At 38.8% G+C, this 22,376-nt stretch carries 14 protein-coding genes and 2 tRNA genes; 15 read left to right on the top strand and 1 reads right to left on the bottom strand.

Annotated features, from left to right (window positions below):
* Window positions 1-204 precede the first annotated feature (204 nt).
* Window positions 205-1,209 carry an NADP-dependent oxidoreductase gene (locus JP39_RS09185; RefSeq protein WP_041501504.1) on the top strand — a complete coding sequence of 335 codons (1,005 nt, stop codon included), beginning with the start codon at window positions 205-207 and terminating at the stop codon, window positions 1,207-1,209.
* A gap of 22 nt (window positions 1,210-1,231) precedes the next feature.
* The gene (locus JP39_RS09180) at window positions 1,232-2,071 is read left to right on the top strand and encodes an alpha/beta fold hydrolase (protein ID WP_245626326.1); all 840 of its coding nucleotides are present in this window, start codon (window positions 1,232-1,234) and stop codon (window positions 2,069-2,071) included.
* A 599-nt stretch (window positions 2,072-2,670) separates the two neighbouring features.
* Here JP39_RS09180 and JP39_RS09175 read toward each other — a convergent pair.
* On the bottom strand, window positions 2,671-4,497 hold the full coding sequence (locus JP39_RS09175; protein WP_041501526.1) for an FAD-binding protein: 1,827 nt from the start codon (window positions 4,495-4,497) through the stop codon (window positions 2,671-2,673).
* 418 nt (window positions 4,498-4,915) lie between these two features.
* On the opposite strand from JP39_RS09175, the gene JP39_RS09170 reads away from it, so the two are divergent.
* From JP39_RS09170 to JP39_RS09105, 13 genes are all read left to right on the top strand, one after another.
* Entirely contained in the window at window positions 4,916-5,845 is a 930-nt protein-coding gene (locus tag JP39_RS09170) for an FAD:protein FMN transferase (protein ID WP_041501505.1), read from the top strand.
* Window positions 5,846-5,912: 67 nt separating this feature from the next.
* Complete coding sequence (locus JP39_RS09165) at window positions 5,913-6,521, top strand: NADPH-dependent FMN reductase (protein ID WP_041501506.1); 609 nt, start codon at window positions 5,913-5,915, stop codon at window positions 6,519-6,521.
* A 10-nt stretch (window positions 6,522-6,531) separates the two neighbouring features.
* On the top strand, window positions 6,532-7,788 hold the full coding sequence (locus JP39_RS09160) for an NAD(P)H-dependent oxidoreductase (RefSeq protein ID WP_041501507.1): 1,257 nt from the start codon (window positions 6,532-6,534) through the stop codon (window positions 7,786-7,788).
* A gap of 2,035 nt (window positions 7,789-9,823) precedes the next feature.
* Window positions 9,824-11,176, top strand: coding sequence for an FAD-dependent oxidoreductase (locus tag JP39_RS09150; RefSeq protein WP_041501509.1), 1,353 nt, complete (start codon window positions 9,824-9,826; stop codon window positions 11,174-11,176).
* Window positions 11,177-11,485: 309 nt separating this feature from the next.
* Window positions 11,486-11,851, top strand: coding sequence for a hypothetical protein (locus JP39_RS09145; protein WP_169751881.1), 366 nt, complete (start codon window positions 11,486-11,488; stop codon window positions 11,849-11,851).
* Window positions 11,852-11,962: 111 nt separating this feature from the next.
* Entirely contained in the window at window positions 11,963-12,292 is a 330-nt protein-coding gene (locus tag JP39_RS09140; protein ID WP_041501511.1) for a Cif family virulence factor, read from the top strand.
* A 1,014-nt stretch (window positions 12,293-13,306) separates the two neighbouring features.
* Window positions 13,307-15,838: a YfhO family protein gene (locus tag JP39_RS09135; RefSeq protein ID WP_041501512.1), complete on the top strand. Its 2,532-nt coding sequence runs from the start codon at window positions 13,307-13,309 to the stop codon at window positions 15,836-15,838.
* Between the two features lie 114 nt (window positions 15,839-15,952).
* Window positions 15,953-17,461 carry a glycerol kinase GlpK gene (gene glpK / locus JP39_RS09130; RefSeq protein ID WP_041501513.1) on the top strand — a complete coding sequence of 503 codons (1,509 nt, stop codon included), beginning with the start codon at window positions 15,953-15,955 and terminating at the stop codon, window positions 17,459-17,461.
* A gap of 39 nt (window positions 17,462-17,500) precedes the next feature.
* Complete coding sequence (gene glpK / locus JP39_RS09125; protein WP_041501514.1) at window positions 17,501-19,003, top strand: glycerol kinase GlpK; 1,503 nt, start codon at window positions 17,501-17,503, stop codon at window positions 19,001-19,003.
* 144 nt (window positions 19,004-19,147) lie between these two features.
* Window positions 19,148-20,623: a peptide MFS transporter gene (locus JP39_RS09120; protein ID WP_041501515.1), complete on the top strand. Its 1,476-nt coding sequence runs from the start codon at window positions 19,148-19,150 to the stop codon at window positions 20,621-20,623.
* 748 nt (window positions 20,624-21,371) lie between these two features.
* Window positions 21,372-21,454: transfer RNA gene (locus tag JP39_RS09115), tRNA-Tyr, on the top strand.
* A gap of 5 nt (window positions 21,455-21,459) precedes the next feature.
* Window positions 21,460-21,531: transfer RNA gene (locus tag JP39_RS09110), tRNA-Gln, on the top strand.
* Between the two features lie 132 nt (window positions 21,532-21,663).
* Window positions 21,664-22,365 carry a GntR family transcriptional regulator gene (locus tag JP39_RS09105; protein ID WP_041501516.1) on the top strand — a complete coding sequence of 234 codons (702 nt, stop codon included), beginning with the start codon at window positions 21,664-21,666 and terminating at the stop codon, window positions 22,363-22,365.
* The last annotated feature ends 11 nt before the right edge of the window (window positions 22,366-22,376 follow it).

Here is a 22,376-nt window from a genome sequence, read left to right as displayed (position 1 = left end):
AAGGCTGAGTAGCTCTTCCGATTAATTTATTTAATATTAACAAAAGCAATCGGTTAGTTTATTTCGGTCTTTTATTATGAATTTATTTTAACACAAAATTATTGTAAGTAACTTTAATTGACTTTTGTAACCAAAGAAGCTAAACTGACTCCAGTTACAAAATACAAATAAAGTTACTTAATGGGATTAAGAGGAGACTTTTAAATGCAAGCAGCTCAATTGATGAAATACGATAAGAATTTTAAGTTAGTCGTTAAGGATATTTCTATGCCAACACCTAATGAAAATGAAGTCTTGGTTAAGGTTAAAGTAGCAGCGGTCAATCCTTTGGAAATGTTGATTGGTACTGGTAGTGTCAAATTGATTCAAGATTATGACAAACCTTTAACGATGGGTAACGAATTATCGGGCGTTATTGAGTCTGTTGGTAAAAATGTGGATAACTTTAATATCGGTGATGAAATATATTCCCGATTGCCATTAACAAAAATTGGGGCATTTGCAGAATATGTCGCCATTGATTATCGAGCCATAGCTTTGAAACCTAAGAATTTGGACTTTGTCCACAGTGCCGCTGTTCCTTTGACTGGATTAACAGCTTACCAAGGTTTGACTGAAGAATTACAAGCACAAGCGGGTCAAAGTGTCATGATTCCTGGTGGATCAGGTTCATTTGGACAAATGGCCATCCCAATTGCTAAAGAACTTGGTTTGAAAGTTATGGTCAGCGGTAATGCACGTGCCGAACAATCGGCTTTAGATATGGGTGTTGACCGATATTTCTATTATCGGAAAGATAATTATTGGGAACATTTAAAGAATGTCGATTACGTTATTGATACGATTGGCAGTAAAAAAGAATTTGCCCATGAACTACAAATTTTGAAGCCACAGGGAAGAGTACTTTCATTGAGAATGGGGCCTAACCGCCAATTTGCCAAGGATCGCCATTTATCATTCTTGAAGACAACTTTATTCACTATTGCTGGTAGTTCAATTGATAAACAAGCTAGAAAGTTAGATGCAGATTATCGCTTTATTTTTGTTAGAAGTGATGGCGAACAATTAAAAAAGATTACCAAAATTGTTGAAACTAACAATATCAAACCGGCGGTTGATCCAACTGAATTTAAATTATCAGATATTAATGAAGCCTTGAACTATGTTGCTACCGGACATCCCAAGGGCAAAGTTGTTATTAAATTTTAGAGATTATTGAGGAGAACGACAAATGGCAGAAATGCATTATATTAAAGCAGAAAATAAACGAATTTTAGCCACTAACGGTGTGGAATATGCTTATCGTGAATTGGGCGAAAGAACCGGTGTGCCAATTGTTGCGCTGAATCATTTATCCGCTAATTTGGACAACTGGGATCCAGTTATAATCGACGGTTTGGCAAAGAATCACTGGATTATTACCTTTGATTATGAGGGTGTCGGTGGATCAACTGGTAGCGTTCCAGACACTATTCAAGGGATGGCCAAGGATACTGCCAATTTCATCGAAACACTAGGTTTGAAAAAGGTTGATATTCTAGGCTTCTCAATGGGTGGCATGGTTGGACAAGAACTAATGGAATTAAAGCCAGAACTCGTTGAAAAAGCAATTTTGGCCGGAACAGGTCCTCGTGGTGGTAAAGGAATTTCTAGTATCATCAAGCTATCTGACAGGGAACTATTAAAGGCAATCGTAACGTTCAAGGATGTTAAAACTTACATGTTCTTTACCAGAACAGCTAACGGTAAGAGCAGTGCCAGTGCATTTATCGAACGTCTAAAAATTCGTAAAGATGACCGTGATAAGACAATTAGTTGGCCTTCATATCGTAGACAGTTGCATGCAATTAAATTATGGGGTGAAGACAGACCAGCTGATCTATCAAAGATTGAACAACCAGTTTTAGTAGTTAATGGCGATGACGATATTATGGTTCCAACAAAGCCCAATACGTATGATTTACACGAAAGATTAGCAAATAGTGAATTGATTATTTATAAAGATGCTGGACACGGAAGCATTGCTCAAAATAATGTTTCATTTGTGGAGAGCGCTAACGATTTTTATTAAAAGTTTGCCGCCGGATTTCGTCAGTAATGTAGGCGCTATGGGGACCGGTCCAAGCCGAAGTGCGGTCTCGAACCTCGATTTGAAGCCTTTCCATAAATCGGAAAGTCTTCAAACTCGCCCCGTGGTGTAATGGCTAAAGCCATAACTCCACCTCCATAGCAGCCTACATTACTGACGAAATCCGGCTATTTTTGTACTTGATGAGATAGGTAACATATATTTTGTGTATGGCTGTTCTTGAGAGATATTGATTCGTTTTTAACAATGTAAGATTATGGGATTTGCTGGATTTTTCAAATTTATAATTTTAAAATATTAATCCAATAAAATAAATAGTTTATTGATATATGAGTCAAAGGTTGAGAGGGATGGAGCCAGCAGTGAAAGTGGTGTTAGGCCGGTGAATTTCCGGCCTTACAGCACAGGACGTCTTTTGAGATTCGCGTACTTTGCGAAGCTCAAAAGCGAGGGTCGAGACCGCTCTTTGGCTCGAGCCAGTCCCACAGCAGGCTACCATCCCTCTCAACCTTTGACGGCAGAACACGGAACACAAAAAAAGCCCTGAATAAGTTCATTCAGGGCTTTTAATATACAAATATTTATTTAACTTGAGCTAATGCGTTAGCAACGGCTTCTTTAATAGCTTTGCTTGAAGCTGAAGCACCAGAAACAGTATCAACATCGACTGAATTCTTTTCAACGATTTCCTTAGGCAATTCTTTAACCGCCTTGAGACCGTAGTCATCGGATTCACTTTGCTTCAAAACTTCGATGTTTTTAATATCGTCTTTACTGTCAGCTGTGACACGGACAACGATTTCGTTACCCATACCAGCAGTTGATTTACCGATATATTGATTATCTTTTGTTTCGTAGTGTTCTTCAACAACATCAGAACCTAAGCCTGATTCGTGAACACTGGCAGATGATTCAGCGTCAACCTTTGGTTCGTCAACTTTGATTTCATCCTTAGTTTCAGCAGCGTTTTCACCAGCAATTTTACCAAAAATTAAGTTTTCAGCTAAGTTACTACCACCGTTATATTGACGGCCCATCAAGCTTCCTAGTTCACCAATGGCATAAAGATGAGGGATAACGACATCGTCATTGTCGACTACTTCGGCCTTAGAATTGTGAACGGGTCCACCTTGAGTGTTCAATAGTCCTTGAACCATGGCAAGTGCATAATATGGACCGTCTCCAAAGGCTGTCAAAGTTTCGGGGTCACGATTGTATGCGTAGTCACGTTTGATATCAGCGAAGTGGTTGAAGTCTTTGATTGTGTCAGTTAATTTCTTAACATCAACGTTCATAACTTCAGCAAGGCTTTCAAGATTATCAGCTTTAACAACTGAATCCATGAATTCTGGATATGGAGCATTCTTGTCGCCAGTCAATTCATCATACTTCTTTTGGTCAAAGACAACGTATGGGTGACGTGGAGCCAATGGAATTCTCCAGTTGCCATGATCCTTGATGTGACCATGTCTGTGAATTTCGTTTTCATCAAAGTAACGTGTACCGTCATCGCCGACAACGATTAAGCTACCTTGGTGGAAAGCAGGCCAGTCGAATGGCAAGAATTGTGAACGTTGACCCTTAGCAGGCTTTGGAGTCAAACCATGGAAAATACCATAGGCTTCGTAGTTATCCATGTTGTAAAGCTTTGCACCGACTTCACTGGCCATTTTGACACCGATACCTTTGTTATAAAGTGAACCGATTGGGTTCAAGCTTGTTTCTCCAAGGTAAGTTTCAACCATCTTAGGATTGTTTTCAAAACCACCAGTTGCCATAACGACACCGTTTTTAGCTCTGACATTTAAGTCTTTGCCGTCACGTTTAATTTGAACACCAACAACGGCTCTAGTATTAGGGTCTTGAATCAAGTGTTCAGCTGGTGTGCTGTACAAAACATCAATCTTATCAGCACGGTCTAAGACTTGTTGACGCAAATTCTTCCAGAGTGCAGAGTCAGCAACGCCTTCATGCATAGCAACTAAATCGTGAGTAGCTTGTCCACGGAATTCTGGATATTCGTGAGCCATAAAGTGCAAGGCTTTTGAAACAGGTGATTCGGGATGATCTCTCATGATAAATGGCTTTACGCCAAGATAATTTTCCAAATAATCAGGAATACGATATAAACCTTGGATGTAAGTTTCCATTAAATCCTTATCGTATGACAAAGGAAAAGCCAAGTCTTGGTAATATTTACGCAAATCGTCAAGGTCAGCACCAGTTGAAATAACTTGTCCGGCGTAACGAGTATTACCACCTTCATGACCCTCGGGAGCTGAATCTGTGATTAAAACTTTGGCACCATTATCAGCCGCAAATCTGGCAGCAGAAGCACCAGCGCCACCGAAACCTAGAACGACGACATCATATGTTGCGTCCCATTTTAAATTAGAATTATCAAACATTTCATTCACTCCATTTCCTCTTAATGATAGGATAAATATAACTCTAATTATAAAACTTGTGAACAAGTTCCTTTTGTCGAAATCGACATAAAAGACTATTATGAGTAGTGTTCACGATAAAAAAATAATTTTTGCTTCCGTCTCCAGAGCTGAGAAGTATTTCGCCTGCTGTGCGGACCGGGCCGAGCCAAAGTTCGGTCTCGTCCCTCGGTTTGAAGCCTCGCACAACCCGCGAGTCTCCAAACTAGCCCGGTGGTGTAATTGCTAAAGCAATAATGCCACTTCCACTGCTGGTGAATACTTCCCAGCTCTTCCGACTAGGTAATTGGTAATACTTGAATGTAATAGTGCTCAAATGTATTTATATTCAAGTAATTTTCGATTATGAAATATTTTTAAATGAATTGAGGAAATCCTGATGAGCCTAATCAATAAGAACTACTATGCCTTAGGAACGGTGATAAATTTGTCTGTGGCTGCACCTGCTGATGAGAAAGATTTGGATGCTGGCTATGAATTGATTCAACGTTTTGAAGATAAGTTGACTGTTAACCGTGATAAATCAGAAGTCATGTCAATCAATCACAATGCTGGAATCAAGGCTGTAGCAGTACCTGAGGATACTTATGGCCTGATTAAACGAGCTGTATTAGTCAGTCGTAAACACCTTGGTTTTAACGTTGCCATTGGACCATTGGTGAAACTTTGGAAAATTGGTTTCAAAGGTGCCAACCGACCTAGTGATGCTGATATCAAGGAACGTTTGAAAATCATCGATCCAGAACGGATTCAATTGGACGATGAAAAGCAGACGGTTTTCTTACTTGATAAAGGTATGGAAATCGATCTCGGCGGAATTGCCAAAGGGTACATTGCTGACCAAATTAAGCAATTATGGTTGGAACGTGGCGTTAAAACAGGCATTATTGACCTAGGTGGCAACGTCTTATTAGTGGGACCAAGTCAACATGCCGATGAGTTGTGGACGGTTGGAGTGCAAAATCCAATCAAGCCTAGAGACGTCTCACTCGGAGCTGTCAAAACTTCCGCTAAATCAATTGGAACATCAGGTATTTATGAACGTAAATTAATTATTGATGGTCACGAATATCACCATATGTTCGACTCAAAAACAGGCTATCCAATCAAGAATAACCTTGCCAGTGTCACGATAATTAGTGATAAATCGATTGATGGCGAAATTTGGTCGACAATTGGTTTCTATCAAGGGATTGAACAAGGGAAAGCATTGATTGAAGCGCAACCTGGGATTGAGGCAGTTTTCATTACCAAGGACTTACAGGCTGTGGAAACTAGTGGTCTACAAGGAAAATTCACTTTGATGTAATTGATTTCTTTCGTGAAAAAATTTACAATGACCAAGACACTAAAATATAAATGGGATGATTAATGATATGAATAAATTTATTGCTATTGTTGGATCCAACTCCAACAAATCAACCAACCGCGAATTGTTGCAATACATGCAAAAACATTTTCAGAATCAAGCCGAAATTGAATTAGTTGAAATTAAAGGTTTACCAATTTTTAAGAAGAGTGCTGACAGATTTGTACCTCAAGCAGCTAAAGACATTGCTACCAAAATTGAGGCAGCTGATGGGGTAATTATCGCCACACCTGAATATGACCACTCAATCACTGCCGCTTTAACGAGTGCATTAGCCTGGTTGTCGTATGGCATCCATCCATTCGTTGACAAGCCAGTTATGATTACAGGTGCTTCATACGGCTCACTTGGTTCATCACGTGCTCAATCGCAGTTGAGACAAATTTTGGACTCACCAGAATTGAAAGCTCGCATTATGCCAAGTTCAGAATTCTTGTTGGGCCACTCACTACAAGCTTTTGACGAGAATGAAAACTTAAAAGATGCTAATGAAGTTAAACAATTAGATGGTCTATTCAAAGACTTCTTACAATTTGTTAATATTTCGAAACAATTGAACAACGCCAATGCTGTTAACAAGCAAAAGGCCGAGCAATTTTCATGGGATAAAGATTAGGGGGAATAACATGAAACTAGTTGGTATTGCAGGATCAATTGCTGATCAATCATACAACCGAACATTACTAAAATTTATCGCCAAGCATTTTGAGGGTCTAGTTGACATTGATGTATTGGATATTAACGATGTACCAATGTTTAGCCAAGACGACGACCAGACTAATAGTGATGTAATTCAAAATTTATGTAAAAAAATAAAAGGCGCTGACGGTGTAATTATTGCTACACCAGAGCACAACCACACTGTACCTGCTGCTTTGAAGAATGTAATCGAATGGCTTTCATATGAAGTTCATCCTTTTGATGGCAAACCTGTCATGATTGTGGGAGCTTCATACCATACTCAAGGTTCATCACGTGCTCAATTGCACTTGAGACAAATTCTCGAAGCACCGGGCGTCAATGCTATCGTTTTGCCTGGTAACGAATTCTTATTGGGTGACGTTAAGAGTGCCTTTGACGAAAACGATGATCTCAAGGATCAAAGAACCGTTGATTTTCTACAATCGACTCTTCAAAACTTCATTCGTTTTGCCAAAGTTATCAACATGATTGGTCAAACAACTGATTATGAAGAAGAAGATTTGAGCGCTAAAAATGGTACTGATACAACTGTTAAGGGCGTTGATATGAACGCTGACGACTGGTTGGATCAAGCTGCTAAGAAAGTTAATGCTGTTGAAGGCGACACATACGTCAAGTTGGATAGCGGATTATTGACAGTTAACCAATTGAATTATTTCCTCAAGACATCTCCAGTCGAATTGACTTATGTTGACGAAAATAATCAATTCATTTACTACAACAATGCCGTACCAACCGAAAAGATGTTAGCCAAACGTACACCTGCTCAAGTTGGGGATGCGTTGGACAAAGTTCATCCAAAGATTGCTCGTGTTATCAAGCATGTTAAGCAAGTTATCAACACGTTAAGAACAGGCAAGACTGATTTAGTTTCAATGCCTGTACCCGGTGGCGATGATACAACACACGTTATGCATTACTACAAAGCAATGCACGATGAAGAAGGCAATTACAAGGGTGTTAATGAATGGGCTGTTGATGTTAAGCCAATCGTTGACCAATACCTCCAAGAAACTGGTCAAAAACTAGTTAAAGATCCTGATGCCAAGGTAGATGCAACAACAGGTGCTTCAGAAAAGCCGGAAGTTGACGCTACAACTGGTGCATCAGATAAAGCTGAACCAGAAGCTGCTAAGCCTGAAGTTAAAGTAGATGCAACATCAAGTGCATCAAAGCACTAATAAAAAAACGTTGAAATCATGAAAATGAAATCAACGTTTTTTGTGTGCCGTCAAAAGAGCTGAGAGTATTTCACCTGCTATGTGGACCGGTCCGAGCCGAAGGGCGGTCTCGAACCTCGGTTTTGAAGCCTTACCAAAGACCGGTAAGTCTCCAAACACGCCCGGTGGTGTAATGGCTAAAGCCATAACGCCACACCCACAGCGGGTGAATACTCTCAGCTCTTTTGACTAGTTGGTTGGAGTTGTTGCAGTGGATTAAATATTTTGAAATATATTGCTGACAACTGGAGAAGGTTATATTTATGCGAACAAAAAAACAAGTCTGTCTGAGGAGGGCAGGCTTGTTTTATACCATATATGTAACGGCATTACCAGTAGTGTCAGGGGTAAGATATGAATGCTTGTGAGGTTTCCATATTTATCAAATAGAGAGAGGGATTCGCTAATTAATGAAAGCATTCAAAGTAAATTATTATTTTAAAGGGATGCTTATGATACGCATTTGAGGGTGGGAAGTGAAGCTGATTGAGGGGGCAACTTCACTTCAGAATGCGAGTAAGCTTTATTGGTAACGATATGAGGATGTATCGCAACCTTCATTAAGAATTAAAAGAAGGAATGTTTTTTTGTTCATATCTTTACCCCTTTCACAGTTACTAATATACCATATGTGTTTAAACATGTCATTTCATAATAGAAAAAATATTTTTTATAAATATGGAGTGCTTTTTTGAAGGTGGGGTATTGAAGGAGACCGTCTCCAGAGCTGGGAAATATTTACAAGCTGTGCGGAACGGCCCGAGCCAAAGAGCGGTCTCGAACCTCGGTTTGAAGCCTTACCAAAGGCCGGTAAGTCTCCAAACACGCCCGGTGGTATAAGTACGGGAGAAACTCCCGTACTTATACCACTACCACGGCACACAAATATTTCCCAGCTCTTCCGACTAATTCATCGTTATTAATTAAATGTATTCATATTTAGTTAATCTTGAATGGAAAATATTGGCTTTTGATTTAGAAAATCAAATTAAGCGATTTCAACCTTATTAAGGATATTAAATATCTACAAATTTGTCGAACATAAACCCAAATTGAGTCGAACAAATATATATAATTGGAATTTTAGGAAACGATGATTTTGGAACCAATCTGGGATTTTTGAATATTAAGAGATCATAAAATCCCGGAATATCCCCGAGTCCAAAAATAAACTAGCCGGAGGATGACAGTAATATAGTCCGCTGTGCAGGTGGCGTTAAGGCTGAAGCCTTAACGCCACGGGGCGAGTTTTGAAATTCGCGAACTGTGCGAAGTTCAAAATCGAGGTTCGAGACCGTACTTTGGCTCGGCTTGGTCCCCATAGCGGACTAATATTACTGTCATACTCCAGCGGCAAGAGAAAAAAGCAAAAAAAAAAACAAGCTCATCTTGGGGGGATGAACTTGTCTTTGCTACAAGAATGTGTAGCGACATTACCAGTAGTGTCAGGGGTAAAGATATGAATGCTTGTGAGGTTTCCATATTTGTCAAATAGAGAGGGATTTGTTAATTAAATTAACGAAAGCATTCAAAGTAAATTATTTGTAATGGGATAACGTATCTAAGTGGGAATTGATTGAGGGGGGCAATTCTCACCTAAATGGCGAGTAAGCTTTAGGTTAACGATATGAGGATGTGTATCGCAACCTTATTAAGAGTTAAAAAGGAAGGAATGCATTTGATCATATCTGTACCTCTTTCACGATTACAATATAACACATGTGTTTAAACAATTAAATTCATTTCTGGAAAAAATATTTATTTATATTTAATAGAACAAATTTAGTAAATTGTTCTATTATAATGGTATCCTAAATTTTTCTTCATTATGCGAGATAATACACACTTTGGGGTAAAATGAGGATTAAATAAGCAAAATTATGGCTAATATTCTCAACATTTATAATGTTGATATATTTTTTTAAATATTATGTAAGCGCTTTAATTATGGTAGAATATTAACTATAAGATTACTAAAAAAAGGGTGGTTTTTATTATGAAAGTAAGTATTGTAGGTTGTACGCACGCCGGAACATTCTCAGCTATGAACATTCTTAAGGAACATCCCGATTGGGAAGTTTCTGTTTTCGAACGTAATGATAACCTTTCTTTCCTATCATGTGGGATTGCTTTATGGGTTAGTGACCGTGTTTCAGATCCTAACAAAATGTTTTACGCAAGCCCCGAAGCCTTGACAGAATTGGGTGCTCACATGCACATGCAACACGATGTTACAAATATTGATTTCGATAATAAGAAGTTAGCTGTTAAAAATCTCGTTAATGGCGAAACTTTTGAACAACCATACGACAAATTAGTAATTACAACTGGTTCAGCTCCAGTCGTTCCTCCAATTCCAGGTATTGATTCAAGTCACGTAATGCTTTGCAAGAACTGGACAAACGCTAACGAATTGAAAGAAAAAGCTGCTGATATTAAGAGTGCCATTGTTATTGGTGCTGGTTATATCGGTGCTGAATTGGCTGAAGGTTACGCTACTTTGGGCAAAGAAACAACTTTGATTGATGCTTTACCACACGTTTTAGCAAAGAACTTCGATCCTAATATGTCAGCTGTTGCAGAAAAAGATTACATCGACAACGGTGTAAAACTTGGTATGGGTGAAAAAGTTGAATCATTTGAAGACACTGGCAATGGTGTAATCGTTAAAACTGACAAGAACAGTTACGAAGCTGATATTGCCGTAATGTGCGTTGGATTCCGTCCTAACACAAAGATGTTTGCCGATGAATTTGACACTTTGCCAAACGGTGCATTGCTTGTGGATAAGTATATGCATACAAGTAAAGAAGATGTATTCTCAGCTGGAGATGCTGCATCAGTTCACTACAATCCAACTAATGATAACCAATATATTCCATTGGCAACAAACTCAGTTCGCCAAGGTATTTTAGTAGGTAAGAATATCGAAAAAGATACTGCCGCATACATGGGGACACAAGCAAGTTCAGCCGTTGAATTGTTTGGCAGAACATATGCTGCTAGTGGTTTGACTAAAGAACATGCTGAAGTATTGGGCAAGAATGTTGAAACTGTTTCACTCGAAGACAACTATCGCCCTGAATTTATGCTATCAACAACACCTGTTTTAATGAATCTCGTTTGGGACCCAGAAACAAGAGTTGTTTTAGGTGGCGCTTTGACAAGTATGTATGATGTATCACAATCAGCTAACCTATTGTCATTAGCTATCCAAAAGAAAGTTACGATAGATGAATTATCAATGGTTGACTTCCTATTCCAACCAAACTTTGATAAACCAGTTAACTATGTTAGTGCCTTAGCCGGTGCCGCTGTAGAGAAAGCTGATTCTAAAGTAGCAGAATAGAATTACTCCCTGAATAGAAAAAAATAAAATGAAAAAGCAGCCATTTTTGACTGCTTTTTTTGTGCATTAGCTCTATAGTTTGGGTGCCGTCTCCGGTTGCGAGAAAAATTCACCTGCTATGAGGACTGGCCCGAGCCAAAGTGCGGTCTCGAACCTCGGTTTGAAGCCTTACCAAAGACCGGTAAGTCTCCAAACACGCCCTGTGGAGTTAGGACTTTAGTCCTAACTCCACCTCCATAGCGGGTAAATTTTCTCGCAACCTCCGACTAATGTATCTAGATGACGAAATTATTTGTAGTAAATATTTTTTTGAAATTTTCTAAAACTTTGAAAAATGAGGATGAACTTATGGATAACGACAGTAATCTTATTATGCATCAGAATAAAACGTCTGAGGATTTTGATATTGTGATTGATGATCACGGTTCTCAGAAGACTGAAGCCATTTATCAACAGAATGAATCGGAAGGTAAGGTTTATCAGGATTTGGATAATTTGTTGCAACATCATAAGTATGAAAATGCTATTCGTTATGTTTATGACCAGAAGTTTGAGTTGGAGCGGGGCAGTTATTATCAACTCGGTGAATGGTTGGTTAAAAGACTGCAAGCCGATAAGGATATTGATCCAGCTTTGTTGAGTGATTTTGTTACTAATATGAATAAGTATAAATAGTTTCAAAAAAACATTGGAATCGCGAATTAGGTTCCAATGTTTTTTGTTGAATCAATTTTCAGCAAGTGTTTAACTAAGGTCAATATTAAATTACATTTTCTGGAGGTTATTATGGATACTAATTTACCAGTGGCAATCACAAACTTTATAAAGGCTACTAATAACGCTGATTCAACGGGGTTTGTTAACCTATTTACTAACGATGCCGTACTGAACGATTGGGGCACCGAATACAATGGTCCCGCTGAAATTGCTAAGTGGAATCAGACTGATAATATCGGTAAGAAATCTCACTTCGAACTTGTCGATGCCAAACAGAATCCTGATGATAGCTGGATAGTTAACTTAGAAGTGAGCGGAAATGGTTTTAATGGAACGAGTCCATTCAAAATGTTGGTTATGGGCGACCAATTAAAAGGTGTCCAGATTTTACCTGGTTAAATAAGTATTATCGATATAGTCAATAAAATAGTCAGAAAAAGAAGAGTCGGAAGGGATGAGAATATATACCGGCTGTGACAGTGGCGTTACGGCTTTAGCCGTTACACCACCGGGCGAGTTTGGAGACTTACCGAACTTTGGTAAGGCTTCAAACCGAGGTCCGAGACCGAACTGTGGCTCGGGCCGGTCCGCATAGCAGGTATATATTCTCATCCCTGTAGACGGAAAGTCATAAATAATTCAAACTTTCCGCACCCCATTTTCATAATATCTGGTTATTATGTATACATAGTCAAATATGGCTATTAAAAAAACGAGGTGAAACATATGAAAAAACATCCAATTCTCGTTCTAACGGGCGTATCTGTTTTAGCAGCTGCGTGCACTAAAATGATTAAAGATCACAATGATAAGAAATTCTTGAACTAATTTACTATTAGAAAATACAAAAATACGAGAACCAAAATTACTCACATTCAAAAACAAAATCAATAAAAAAATAATCCGAGGAAAATATATGAAAAAAGATATGACAGGCTTGCGCAAGCAAGCCTTTTTTGCGCCTTCATTTTTGCATTTATCCGCATTATCCCATATGATTTGAGTAGTTAGTAAAAGACTAAAGGGTGGAATCTTTGAGGGAGTTCAAATGGTCAAAAATAGATAATTACTATGATTTTATGGATTGAGAATATACTTGAAATTCTAAATTATAGTTTAGTTATTTATGTAGCTTTTGAAATATTCGAATCAGATATATCAATTTAAATGTTGATAAAGATATATCTTAGCCGGAAGTTGTCAGTGATTTTTACCTGCTGTGGAGGTGGCGTTAGAACTTTAGCTCTTACACCACAGGGCGTGTTTGGAGACTTACCGGTTTTTGGTGAGGCTTCAAACCGAGGTTCGAGACCGCACTTTGGCTCGGACCGGTCCTCATAGCTGGTAAAAAATTACTGACAACTGTAGGCGGCAACCTAAAACCCAGCCTTTAGTTAAGGAGACTCTATTATTATGTCGAAACGTCGTATCCTGTATTATCTTGGAGCGTTTTTTATTAATTTCGTTATTATTTCAATTACCTTTGCCTATGTTGGCTTGGTTCCTTTTGGTAACAATAATTTTCTTAGCAGTGACCTAGGGACTCAATACTTAGCATTCTTGACCGAGTTAAGACGTCAATTGGTAACGGGCAATGTTCATCTCTACTTATTCAGCCAATCACTGGGAGACAACTTCTTCCCAGTGATTAGTTATTATTTATTATCGCCATTTAATTTGTTATTGGTTTTATTTAGTCCTAAGGGGATTCCAGCTGCCGCAAATATTATCATCATGCTGAAAATTTCGAGCATGGGCGTTACGATGGCGTACTTTTTGAAATCCTATTTTCAGAAAATATCGGTCGCAAATTATATGTTCACAATTGCCTATAGTTTCTGCGGATTTGTGGCATCATATTTTTATGATCTGATGTGGCTTGATGCATTGATAATGTTACCGTTGGTGGCTGTCGGTGTAATGAAAGTTATCAAGAAACAACAGTATGTGCTTTACTTCTTTTCAATTCTTTTAGCAATCATTTTTAACTATTATTTAGGGTACATGTTGTGTATCTTTTCAGTCTGTTTCTTCATATATATTGGTTTGGAAAATAATCTCTTTCAGGCGCACAACAAATGGCGAGTGATTAGAACTTATTTGATTACCTCAATTCTGGCGGGAATGAGTTCGGCAGTTGTACTGGTACCAACGTTAGCCGGTATGTTGAAGACTGCGAAAACTTCTTTCAATGTGTTGAACTATTTACCATCAGCTCGCTTTGGCTTAGAAGCACTGACGGAATTGGGAATCGGCGGCAATACTTTCAACCAACGACTTGAGCATGGGCCGTCAGTTTTCATGACTTCGACAATTTTGATTTTATTGCTGGCATTTTTCCTCAGTGACCGGATTTCTAATAAAGATAAGTGGTACTCAACATTGCTGCTGGGGACGCTACTTATCAGCATGTTTGTCACGACTTTCAATACGGTGTGGCATATGTTCCAAAATCCAGCTGGTTTTCCGTTCCGAAATAGTTTCATTTTCACGTTCGTCTGTATCTTTATTGCTTACAAAGCTTTTGATGCTGGTGTCTTTGAAAATATGAGCACCATCATTAAGAGCACATGTTTGGCGGGAATTCTAGTCTGTATCGGTTATTCGACGGAATGGTTGTTGCCACGAATTATTGAAAAGCTCGGCTTTGGTATGCCGAACCGTGAATATGACGGTCGATATTTTTGGTTGAGTATCGTCTGTATCATTATTTCGGGTGCAATATTGTTGGCTTTCCATATGAATCGAAAGTTCCTAGTTGTAGTTATTCTGATGATGTCGTTTGAAGTTATTGCTAATTTCACTTCGGTCATGAGTACGGCTGGCTTTGGTAATCAGTTGGTCTATCGAGAAGAGTTTGCCAAAGAAGATGCAATTTTGAAGAATGTCAAAGATAGAAGTCATCTGGGACATCGAATTATCGTTTCCAAGTCGGGATTGAATAAAGCTTTTCCGGAAAAATACAACAATTACAATGATCCAATTCTGTTCAATATCAATGGTGTCAGTCTTTACAGTTCAACGTTGAATCAGAATACGTTAGAAATGATGCATAATTTAGGTTATTACAGTGTTAATGTCCGTCGAATAAGTTATTTTGGTGGAACGAATTTGACCAATGCCTTGTTGGGTGTATATTATCGGGTTCGCCAGTGGGACAATCACTATCAAGTCGAGGAAAATTACAATGCGCCAACGTTGGGATTCTTAGTTAATTCAGATGTTTATGGATTCCAAATGTATTCGAAACGAGCTTTAGCAAATCAAGATCGACTTTGGCAATCTTTGAATGGCAATAGTTATGAGTATCTGAAGAATGCTTTGATGACCAGCATGCAACAGACGAATGTTAAAAATAAAACGATGTATACATATCAATTGGTGACTCGTGCCAGTGGTCCAATGTATTTTTACGTTTCGCCGATGAATTACGATAAAGCTAAAATTTACGTCAATGGTAAGCGGGTCGATACGGAGCCAATCAATGTTTATAAAGCCGCCACTTTACGATTAGGTCATTTCAAGCGGAACAAAAAGGTGCAAGTAAAAATTGTGACTGATAAGTCGCTCGATTTAAATCCTGAGTATTTCCAATCCTTGGATCAAAAGGCTTTCTTACAGTCATTGCACAAGTTCCGTAACAATTCACTGAAGATTACATCTGATTTGAATCATGATACGGTGCGGGGGACAATCGACGTCCCAGAAGCTTCACCAATGCTATTCAGTATTCCATACGATGATGGTTGGAATGCACACGTTGATGGTAAAAAAGTTAAAATTCATAAAGTTGTCGATAATCTGATGGCAATCGATTTGAAAAGTGGTCATCACCAAGTTGTTTTGAATTATCAAGTCCCTGGTTTGAAGTTAGGCTGGATTGTTTCAACTATTTCGATTATTCTATTTATTGGATTCAATTATTTAATAAAGAAAAGAAATTAAGACTAAAAAATAATCTAAACGACAACATATTGAAAGAAAATTAATAATTGTTTGCAATATTTGGCAAATGTTATAATATTTTGGTATGAAACGTTTACATAATGAGGTGAAATGATGTCTAGTGAATATATTATGGCAATTGATGAAGGTACTACGAGTACCCGAGCAATAATTTTTGACCAAAAAGGCACAAAGATTGCTGATGCCCAACGTGAATTTACGCAACATTTTCCACAACCTGGTTGGGTTGAGCACGATGCTAACGAAATTTGGAATGCGGTGCAATCAACTATCGCCAGTGTCTTTATTGAATCTGGCATTAAACCGAAACAAATTAAGGGTATCGGAATCACGAATCAACGTGAAACAACGATTATCTGGGATAAGAAGACTGGCTTGCCAATTTACAACGCAATTGTTTGGCAAAGTCGTCAAACATCTGACATTGCTGCCAAGTTAGAAAAAGATGGCTACGGTCAAATGGTGCACGAGAAAACTGGTCTCTTGATTGACCCTTACTTCTCCGCTACGAAGATTCGTTGGATTTTGGATCACGTTGACGGTGCCCAAGCACGTGCTGAAAAAGGTGAATTACTCTTCGGAACGATTGATACATGGTTACTTTGGAAACTTTCTGGCGGTGCTGCCCATGTGACGGACTACTCAAATGCCAGTCGAACAATGTTATTTAATATCCACGATTTAAAGTGGGATGACGATATTTTAAAGGCTTTGAACATTCCTAAGGCAATGTTGCCTGAAGTTCGTCCTAATTCAGAAGTTTACGCTACAACTAAGGGCTATCACTTCTATGGCTCTGAAGTTCCAATTGCTGGTATGATTGGTGATCAACAAGCTGCTTTATTCGGTCAGATGGCTTTTGAACCCGGCATGGTTAAAAATACATACGGAACTGGTGCTTTCATCGTTATGAATACTGGTGAAAAACCTCAACTGTCAGATAATAATCTTTTGACAACAATCGGTTATGGAATTAATGGCAAAGTTTACTATGCTTTGGAAGGTAGTATTTTCGTTGCCGGTTCAGCTATTCAATGGTTGCGTGATGCCATGCATTTAGTTGACTCAGCTCCAGAATCAGAAGAGGCTGCTTTAGCTTCAAGTGATGATGACGAAGTTTATGTTGTACCTGCCTTTACTGGTTTGGGCGCACCATACTGGGATGCTGACGCTCGTGGGGCTGTCTTCGGATTGACTCGTGGGACAACTAAAGATGACTTTATCAAAGCTACGTTACAATCATTGGCTTACCAATCACGTGATGTTTTGGAAACAATGAAACGTGATACTGGGATTGATATTCCAACGTTGAAAGTCGATGGTGGAGCTGCTAATAATAGATATTTGATGCAATTCCAAGCTGATATTTTACAAACTCCAGTCCAACGTGCCAATGATTTGGAAACTACTGCACTTGGTGCCGCATTTTTAGCTGGACTAGCAGTAGGGTATTGGGATAACCTAGATGATATTAAGAAACAATATGCGACTGGTGCGACATTTGAACCAGATATGGATGTCAAACGTGCTGATTATCTTTACGAAGGCTGGAAAGATGCTGTCAGTTCTACGAGAACATTCAAGCATAAAGCAAGAAATTAAAAGGCGAGCTTCGCCTTTTTTGGTGTGTGGGAGTAAATTATGGAAAAAGAATATATTTTAGCAATCGATGAAGGAACGACGACTGCTCGAGCTATCATCTTTGATCACAGTGGAAAAAAGGTCGCAGTTGCCAGACATCCAATTGAACAAATTTTGCCGAATCCAGGTTGGGTCGAGCATGATCCTAATGCGTTGTGGAATGCTGTCCAAACGACGATTGCCACTGCGTTGATTGATTCGGGAATTAAGCCTGCTCAAATTAAAGCAATTGGTATCGCCAGTCAACGTGAAACAACGATTGTTTGGGACAAGGAGACTGGTTTGCCAATTTATAACGCTATTGTCTGGCAAAGTCGTCAAACTGCCGGTTTAGCCAATGACTTGATTAAAGCTGGTTATAAAGATGAAATCCATCAAAAAACTGGCTTGATAATCAGTCCATATTTCTCTGCCACTAAAATACGCTGGATTTTGGATCACGTTGACGGTGCCCAAGAACGTGCTGAAAAAGGTGAGTTGCTCTTTGGAACAGTCAATACTTGGTTATTGTGGAAATTAACTGATGGTGAAAGTTTTGCGACTGACTGTGCCAATGCCAGCAGAACGATGCTTTATAATATCAACACGTTGGAATGGGACGATGAATTATTAAAATTCTTTAATATTCCCAAGTCAATGTTGCCAGAAGTTAAGTCAAACTCAGAAATCTTTGGTGTAACGAAAAATTATCAATTCTATGGTTCAGAGATTCCTATTTCTGGTATGACTGGTTCGCAACAAGCTTCACTCTTTGGTCAAATGGCTTTTGAAAAAGGGATGGTCAAAAACACATATGGAACTGGTGCTTTTGCGGTGATGAATACCGGCGATAAACCAGCTTTGTCTGACAATAATTTATTGACAACAATTGCTTATGACGTTAACGGTCAAGTCAAGTATGCCTTAGAGGGTAGTGTCTTTGTGGCTGGAGCGGCGTTACAGTGGTTGCGTGATGATATGCGTATGATTAACAGCACTCCAGAAACTTCGGATGCTGCCAAAGCTTCTACAAGTAAAGATGAAGTCTATGTTGTCCCAGCTTTTGCCGGTTTAGGCGCACCATACTGGGATAATGAAGCTCACGGAACAATTTTTGGTATCACTCGTGGGACAACGGATAATGACTTAATTAAAGCAACGTTACAGGCAATTGCTTATCAAACTAAAGATATCATTGAAACAATGAGTTCTGATTCCAAGATTCCAATTGAAGTTCTAAAGGTTGATGGGGCAGCTTCGGCTAACGATTATTTGATGCAGTTCCAAGCCGATATCTTGGGCATTCAACTTCAAAGATCTTCCGAATTAGAAACGACTTCCTTAGGGGTAGCTTTTATGGCTGGCTTAGGTGTCGGTTTCTGGAAAGATTTGGATGATATTAAAAAGAATTATGAAACTGGAAAAATTTATCAATCAGAGATGGACGATTCAGTTCGTCAGGATCTCTATGCTGGTTGGAAAGACGCTGTGAAGGCAACTATGGCGTTCAAACACCGGGTATAAAAATAAGAGCCTATATTAAAGGGCTCTTATTTTTTTTTGTTGGTATATAAGGATTTGCAGTATTTTTATTAAAAATACTTTGACACGAAGAATTTGAAAGTTTAATATTAATACATCATTGTGTAATGTGAGGAGAATTTTTTAATGGACGAGAAAAAAGATCGAGGTTTCTTCGGACAACCGACAGGCTTGCGTACATTATTCCTAACTGAATTTTGGGAAAGATTCAGTTACTACGGTATGCGTGCCATTTTACTTTTCTACATGTACTATGCAGTAACTAAGGGTGGTCTAGGGATGGACCGTACCACTGCTGCTTCTGTTATGTCTATCTATGGTTCACTTGTTTATATGTCAAGTGTCCTAGGTGGATTTATCAGTGATAGACTTTTGGGAGCCAGAAGAACAGTCTTCTGGGGTGGTGTGTTGATCATGTTTGGTCACATCGTCTTATCGCTTCCAATTGGTGAAACTGGATTGTTCCTATCTATTGGACTAATTGTTATTGGTACTGGACTTTTGAAACCAAACGTATCCGAAATGGTTGGTGGATTGTATTCTGAGGGAGATCCAAGACGTGACTCCGGCTTCAGTATTTATGTCATGGGTATCAACTTGGGTTCACTATTTGCTCCACAAGCTGTTAACAGTATGAGTAACGCATTTAATTTCCACGCTGGTTTCTCATTAGCTGCTATCGGTATGTTCATTGGTTTGATCGTTTACTGGTGGGACGGACGTAAGTACTTGCCAGAATCAAGTTTGCACGCTCCAGATCCAATTACGGATGCTGAACGTGGTAGATTTATCAAACGAGTTTCAATCGTAGTTGTAGCAATTGTTATCATTGTTGTGGCATTGATTTTTGCACGCGCCTTTACAATTGACAACGTTATAACGATCATCAGTATCTTGGGTATCGGTTTGCCTGTTGGTTACTTCATCATGATGCTAACGAGTAAAAAAGTTACTAAAGTTGAAAGATCACGTGTTTTTGCATATATTCCATTGTTCATTGCCGCTATGATTTTCTGGGCAATTGAAGAACAAGGTTCAGTTGTTTTGGCATTGTTTGCTGCAGAACAAACACAACTAAACTTCGCTGGATTGCATTTATCAGCACCACAATTCCAAATGCTTAACCCATTCTTCATCATTATCTATACACCATTCTTTGCTTGGTTATGGATTAAGTTGAGCAAGAGACAACCATCATCACCATCTAAATTCTGGATGGGATTAGTTGCCACAGCAATTTCATACTTTGTTTTGATCATTCCTTTAATTGGATTAAGTCCTAGTGGAAAAGTTAGTCCACTTTGGTTAGTTCTAAGTTGGGGTATCATCGAAATTGGTGAAATGTTAATCTCACCAGTTGGATTGTCAGCCACAACTAAATTGGCTCCAAAGGCTTTCTCTGGTCAAATGATGAGTATGTGGTTCCTAGCTGATTCAGCTGGACAAGCTGCTAATGCTCAAATCGTTAAGTTATTCGTACCTGGAGATCCACATAACGAAATGATGTTCTTCGGTGTTACAGGTATCGTTACATTAGTTGCAGCCGTATTGTTAATCCTTTGTGTTCCATGGATTAAAAAGATGATGCAAGGTGTTAATTAAAAAAATTATTTAAAGATTGTAGACTTTGTTGTCTGCGGTCTTTTTTTGTTTCTTTTAAGGATGCCGCCTCCGGTTGCGAGGGATGGAGTTACGCTATGAGGACCGGTTCGAGCCAAAAGGCGGTCTCGAACCTCGATTTTGAGCTTCGCAGAGTACGCGAATCTCAAAAGTCGCCCTGTGGTGTAATGGCTAAAGCCATAACGCCACCTCCACAGCGTACTCCATCCCTCGCAACCGGAGGCTCTGGTATTTTTGGTTAATATTGTATGTTTAATGATTCTGAATATTTAAGGGGGATTATTTAAAACTGCATCGAATTAATTCTTGGAAAATTGGAATTAAAAATTCAGTTACCTTTGATATTTTAAAAATATTTATATGAAATGATTCGATTAATTTTTTAAACCTGATGGGGATTAAATATTTGGTTATTTTGATGACGAATAAATTAGACCAATTCAAACGAATATGAGTATTAAGCTGATTAAAGCTCACTTTTAATAAACCTAGCCGGAGGATGCCGGTAATTTTCACCAGTAGTGAAGGTAATATGAGGACGCTAGTCCTTATATTACAGGACGACTTTTGAGACGTGGGCTTCGGCTCGAACCGGTCCTCACATCGGGCGAAAAATTACCGGCATCCTCCGGCGGAAGTGAACAAATAAAAAAAGTTTATAAAATCACTTGAAATGAATCTGGATTTTCGGTAATATTATTAAGTCGAATGAGACATGTGTTAAACACATGGAGGGGTAGCGAAGTCTGGCTAAACGCGGCGGACTGTAAATCCGCTCCTTCGGGTTCGGTGGTTCGAATCCACTCCCCTCCATTAATTGGGTTATAGCCAAGTGGTAAGGCAATGGGTTTTGATCCCATCATGCGCTGGTTCGAATCCAGCTAACCCAATAACTTAAAAAGGCAAAATTCATAATTTGAATTTTGCCTTTTTATTTTTTCTAAGTTTTTATACCAATTCTCAATTTTTTATAGAAATACGGTATAATTAACAGAAGTAATGCTCGTAAAGGAGTCCATATGATGAAGGTACCAGTATATATACAAATTCATAACGAAATTAGAAAAGAAATTGAATCTGGCAAGTGGGCTGTGGGGGAACGCATTCCATCAGAGAGACAGCTTTCTCAAGATTTTGATGTTAGTCGAATGACGTTACGCCAAGCGATTCAAACACTTGTTGATGAGGGAATCTTGCAACGCCAAGTAGGTTCTGGTACATATGTTGCCAGCAGCAAGGTTCAAGAAAAGATGTCAGGAACGACTAGTTTTACTGAAATCACTGAGAGTCAGGGTAAGAAGCCCTCAAGTAAAACCGTGTCCTATCACGTAGCTGACCCTTCGATTAGCGAAATTGAAAAATTAAAACTTAAAAATGGCGACCAAGTGTTACGAATGGAAAGAATTCGTTACGCAGACAAACAACCAATCTGTTTTGAAGTCGCAACTATTCCAATTGGTATCGTTGATAGCTTGAATAAAAAAGACATTACGTCTTCACTCTATAAAGCACTTGAAGACAAGGCTGGGTTAAAATTAGGTAACGCTACACAAACAGTTTCAGCCATCCTTGCTTCAGAAAAAATTGCCAACTTTTTGAACGTTAAACGTGGATCTGCCGTTTTACGAGTTCGCCAAGTTACAACTTTGGATGATGAACGTCCATTCGAATATGTTCGTTCACAATATGCCGGTGATCGTTTTGAATTTTACTTAGAGAGATAATTGGGTTTTGA

Origin of the sequence: Companilactobacillus heilongjiangensis, from assembly GCF_000831645.3 — a bacterium.
Taxonomy (GTDB): Bacteria; Bacillota; Bacilli; order Lactobacillales; family Lactobacillaceae; genus Companilactobacillus; species Companilactobacillus heilongjiangensis.
Note: the sequence above shows the minus strand (reverse complement) of the source record. Positions and strands in the feature narration are given on the sequence as shown.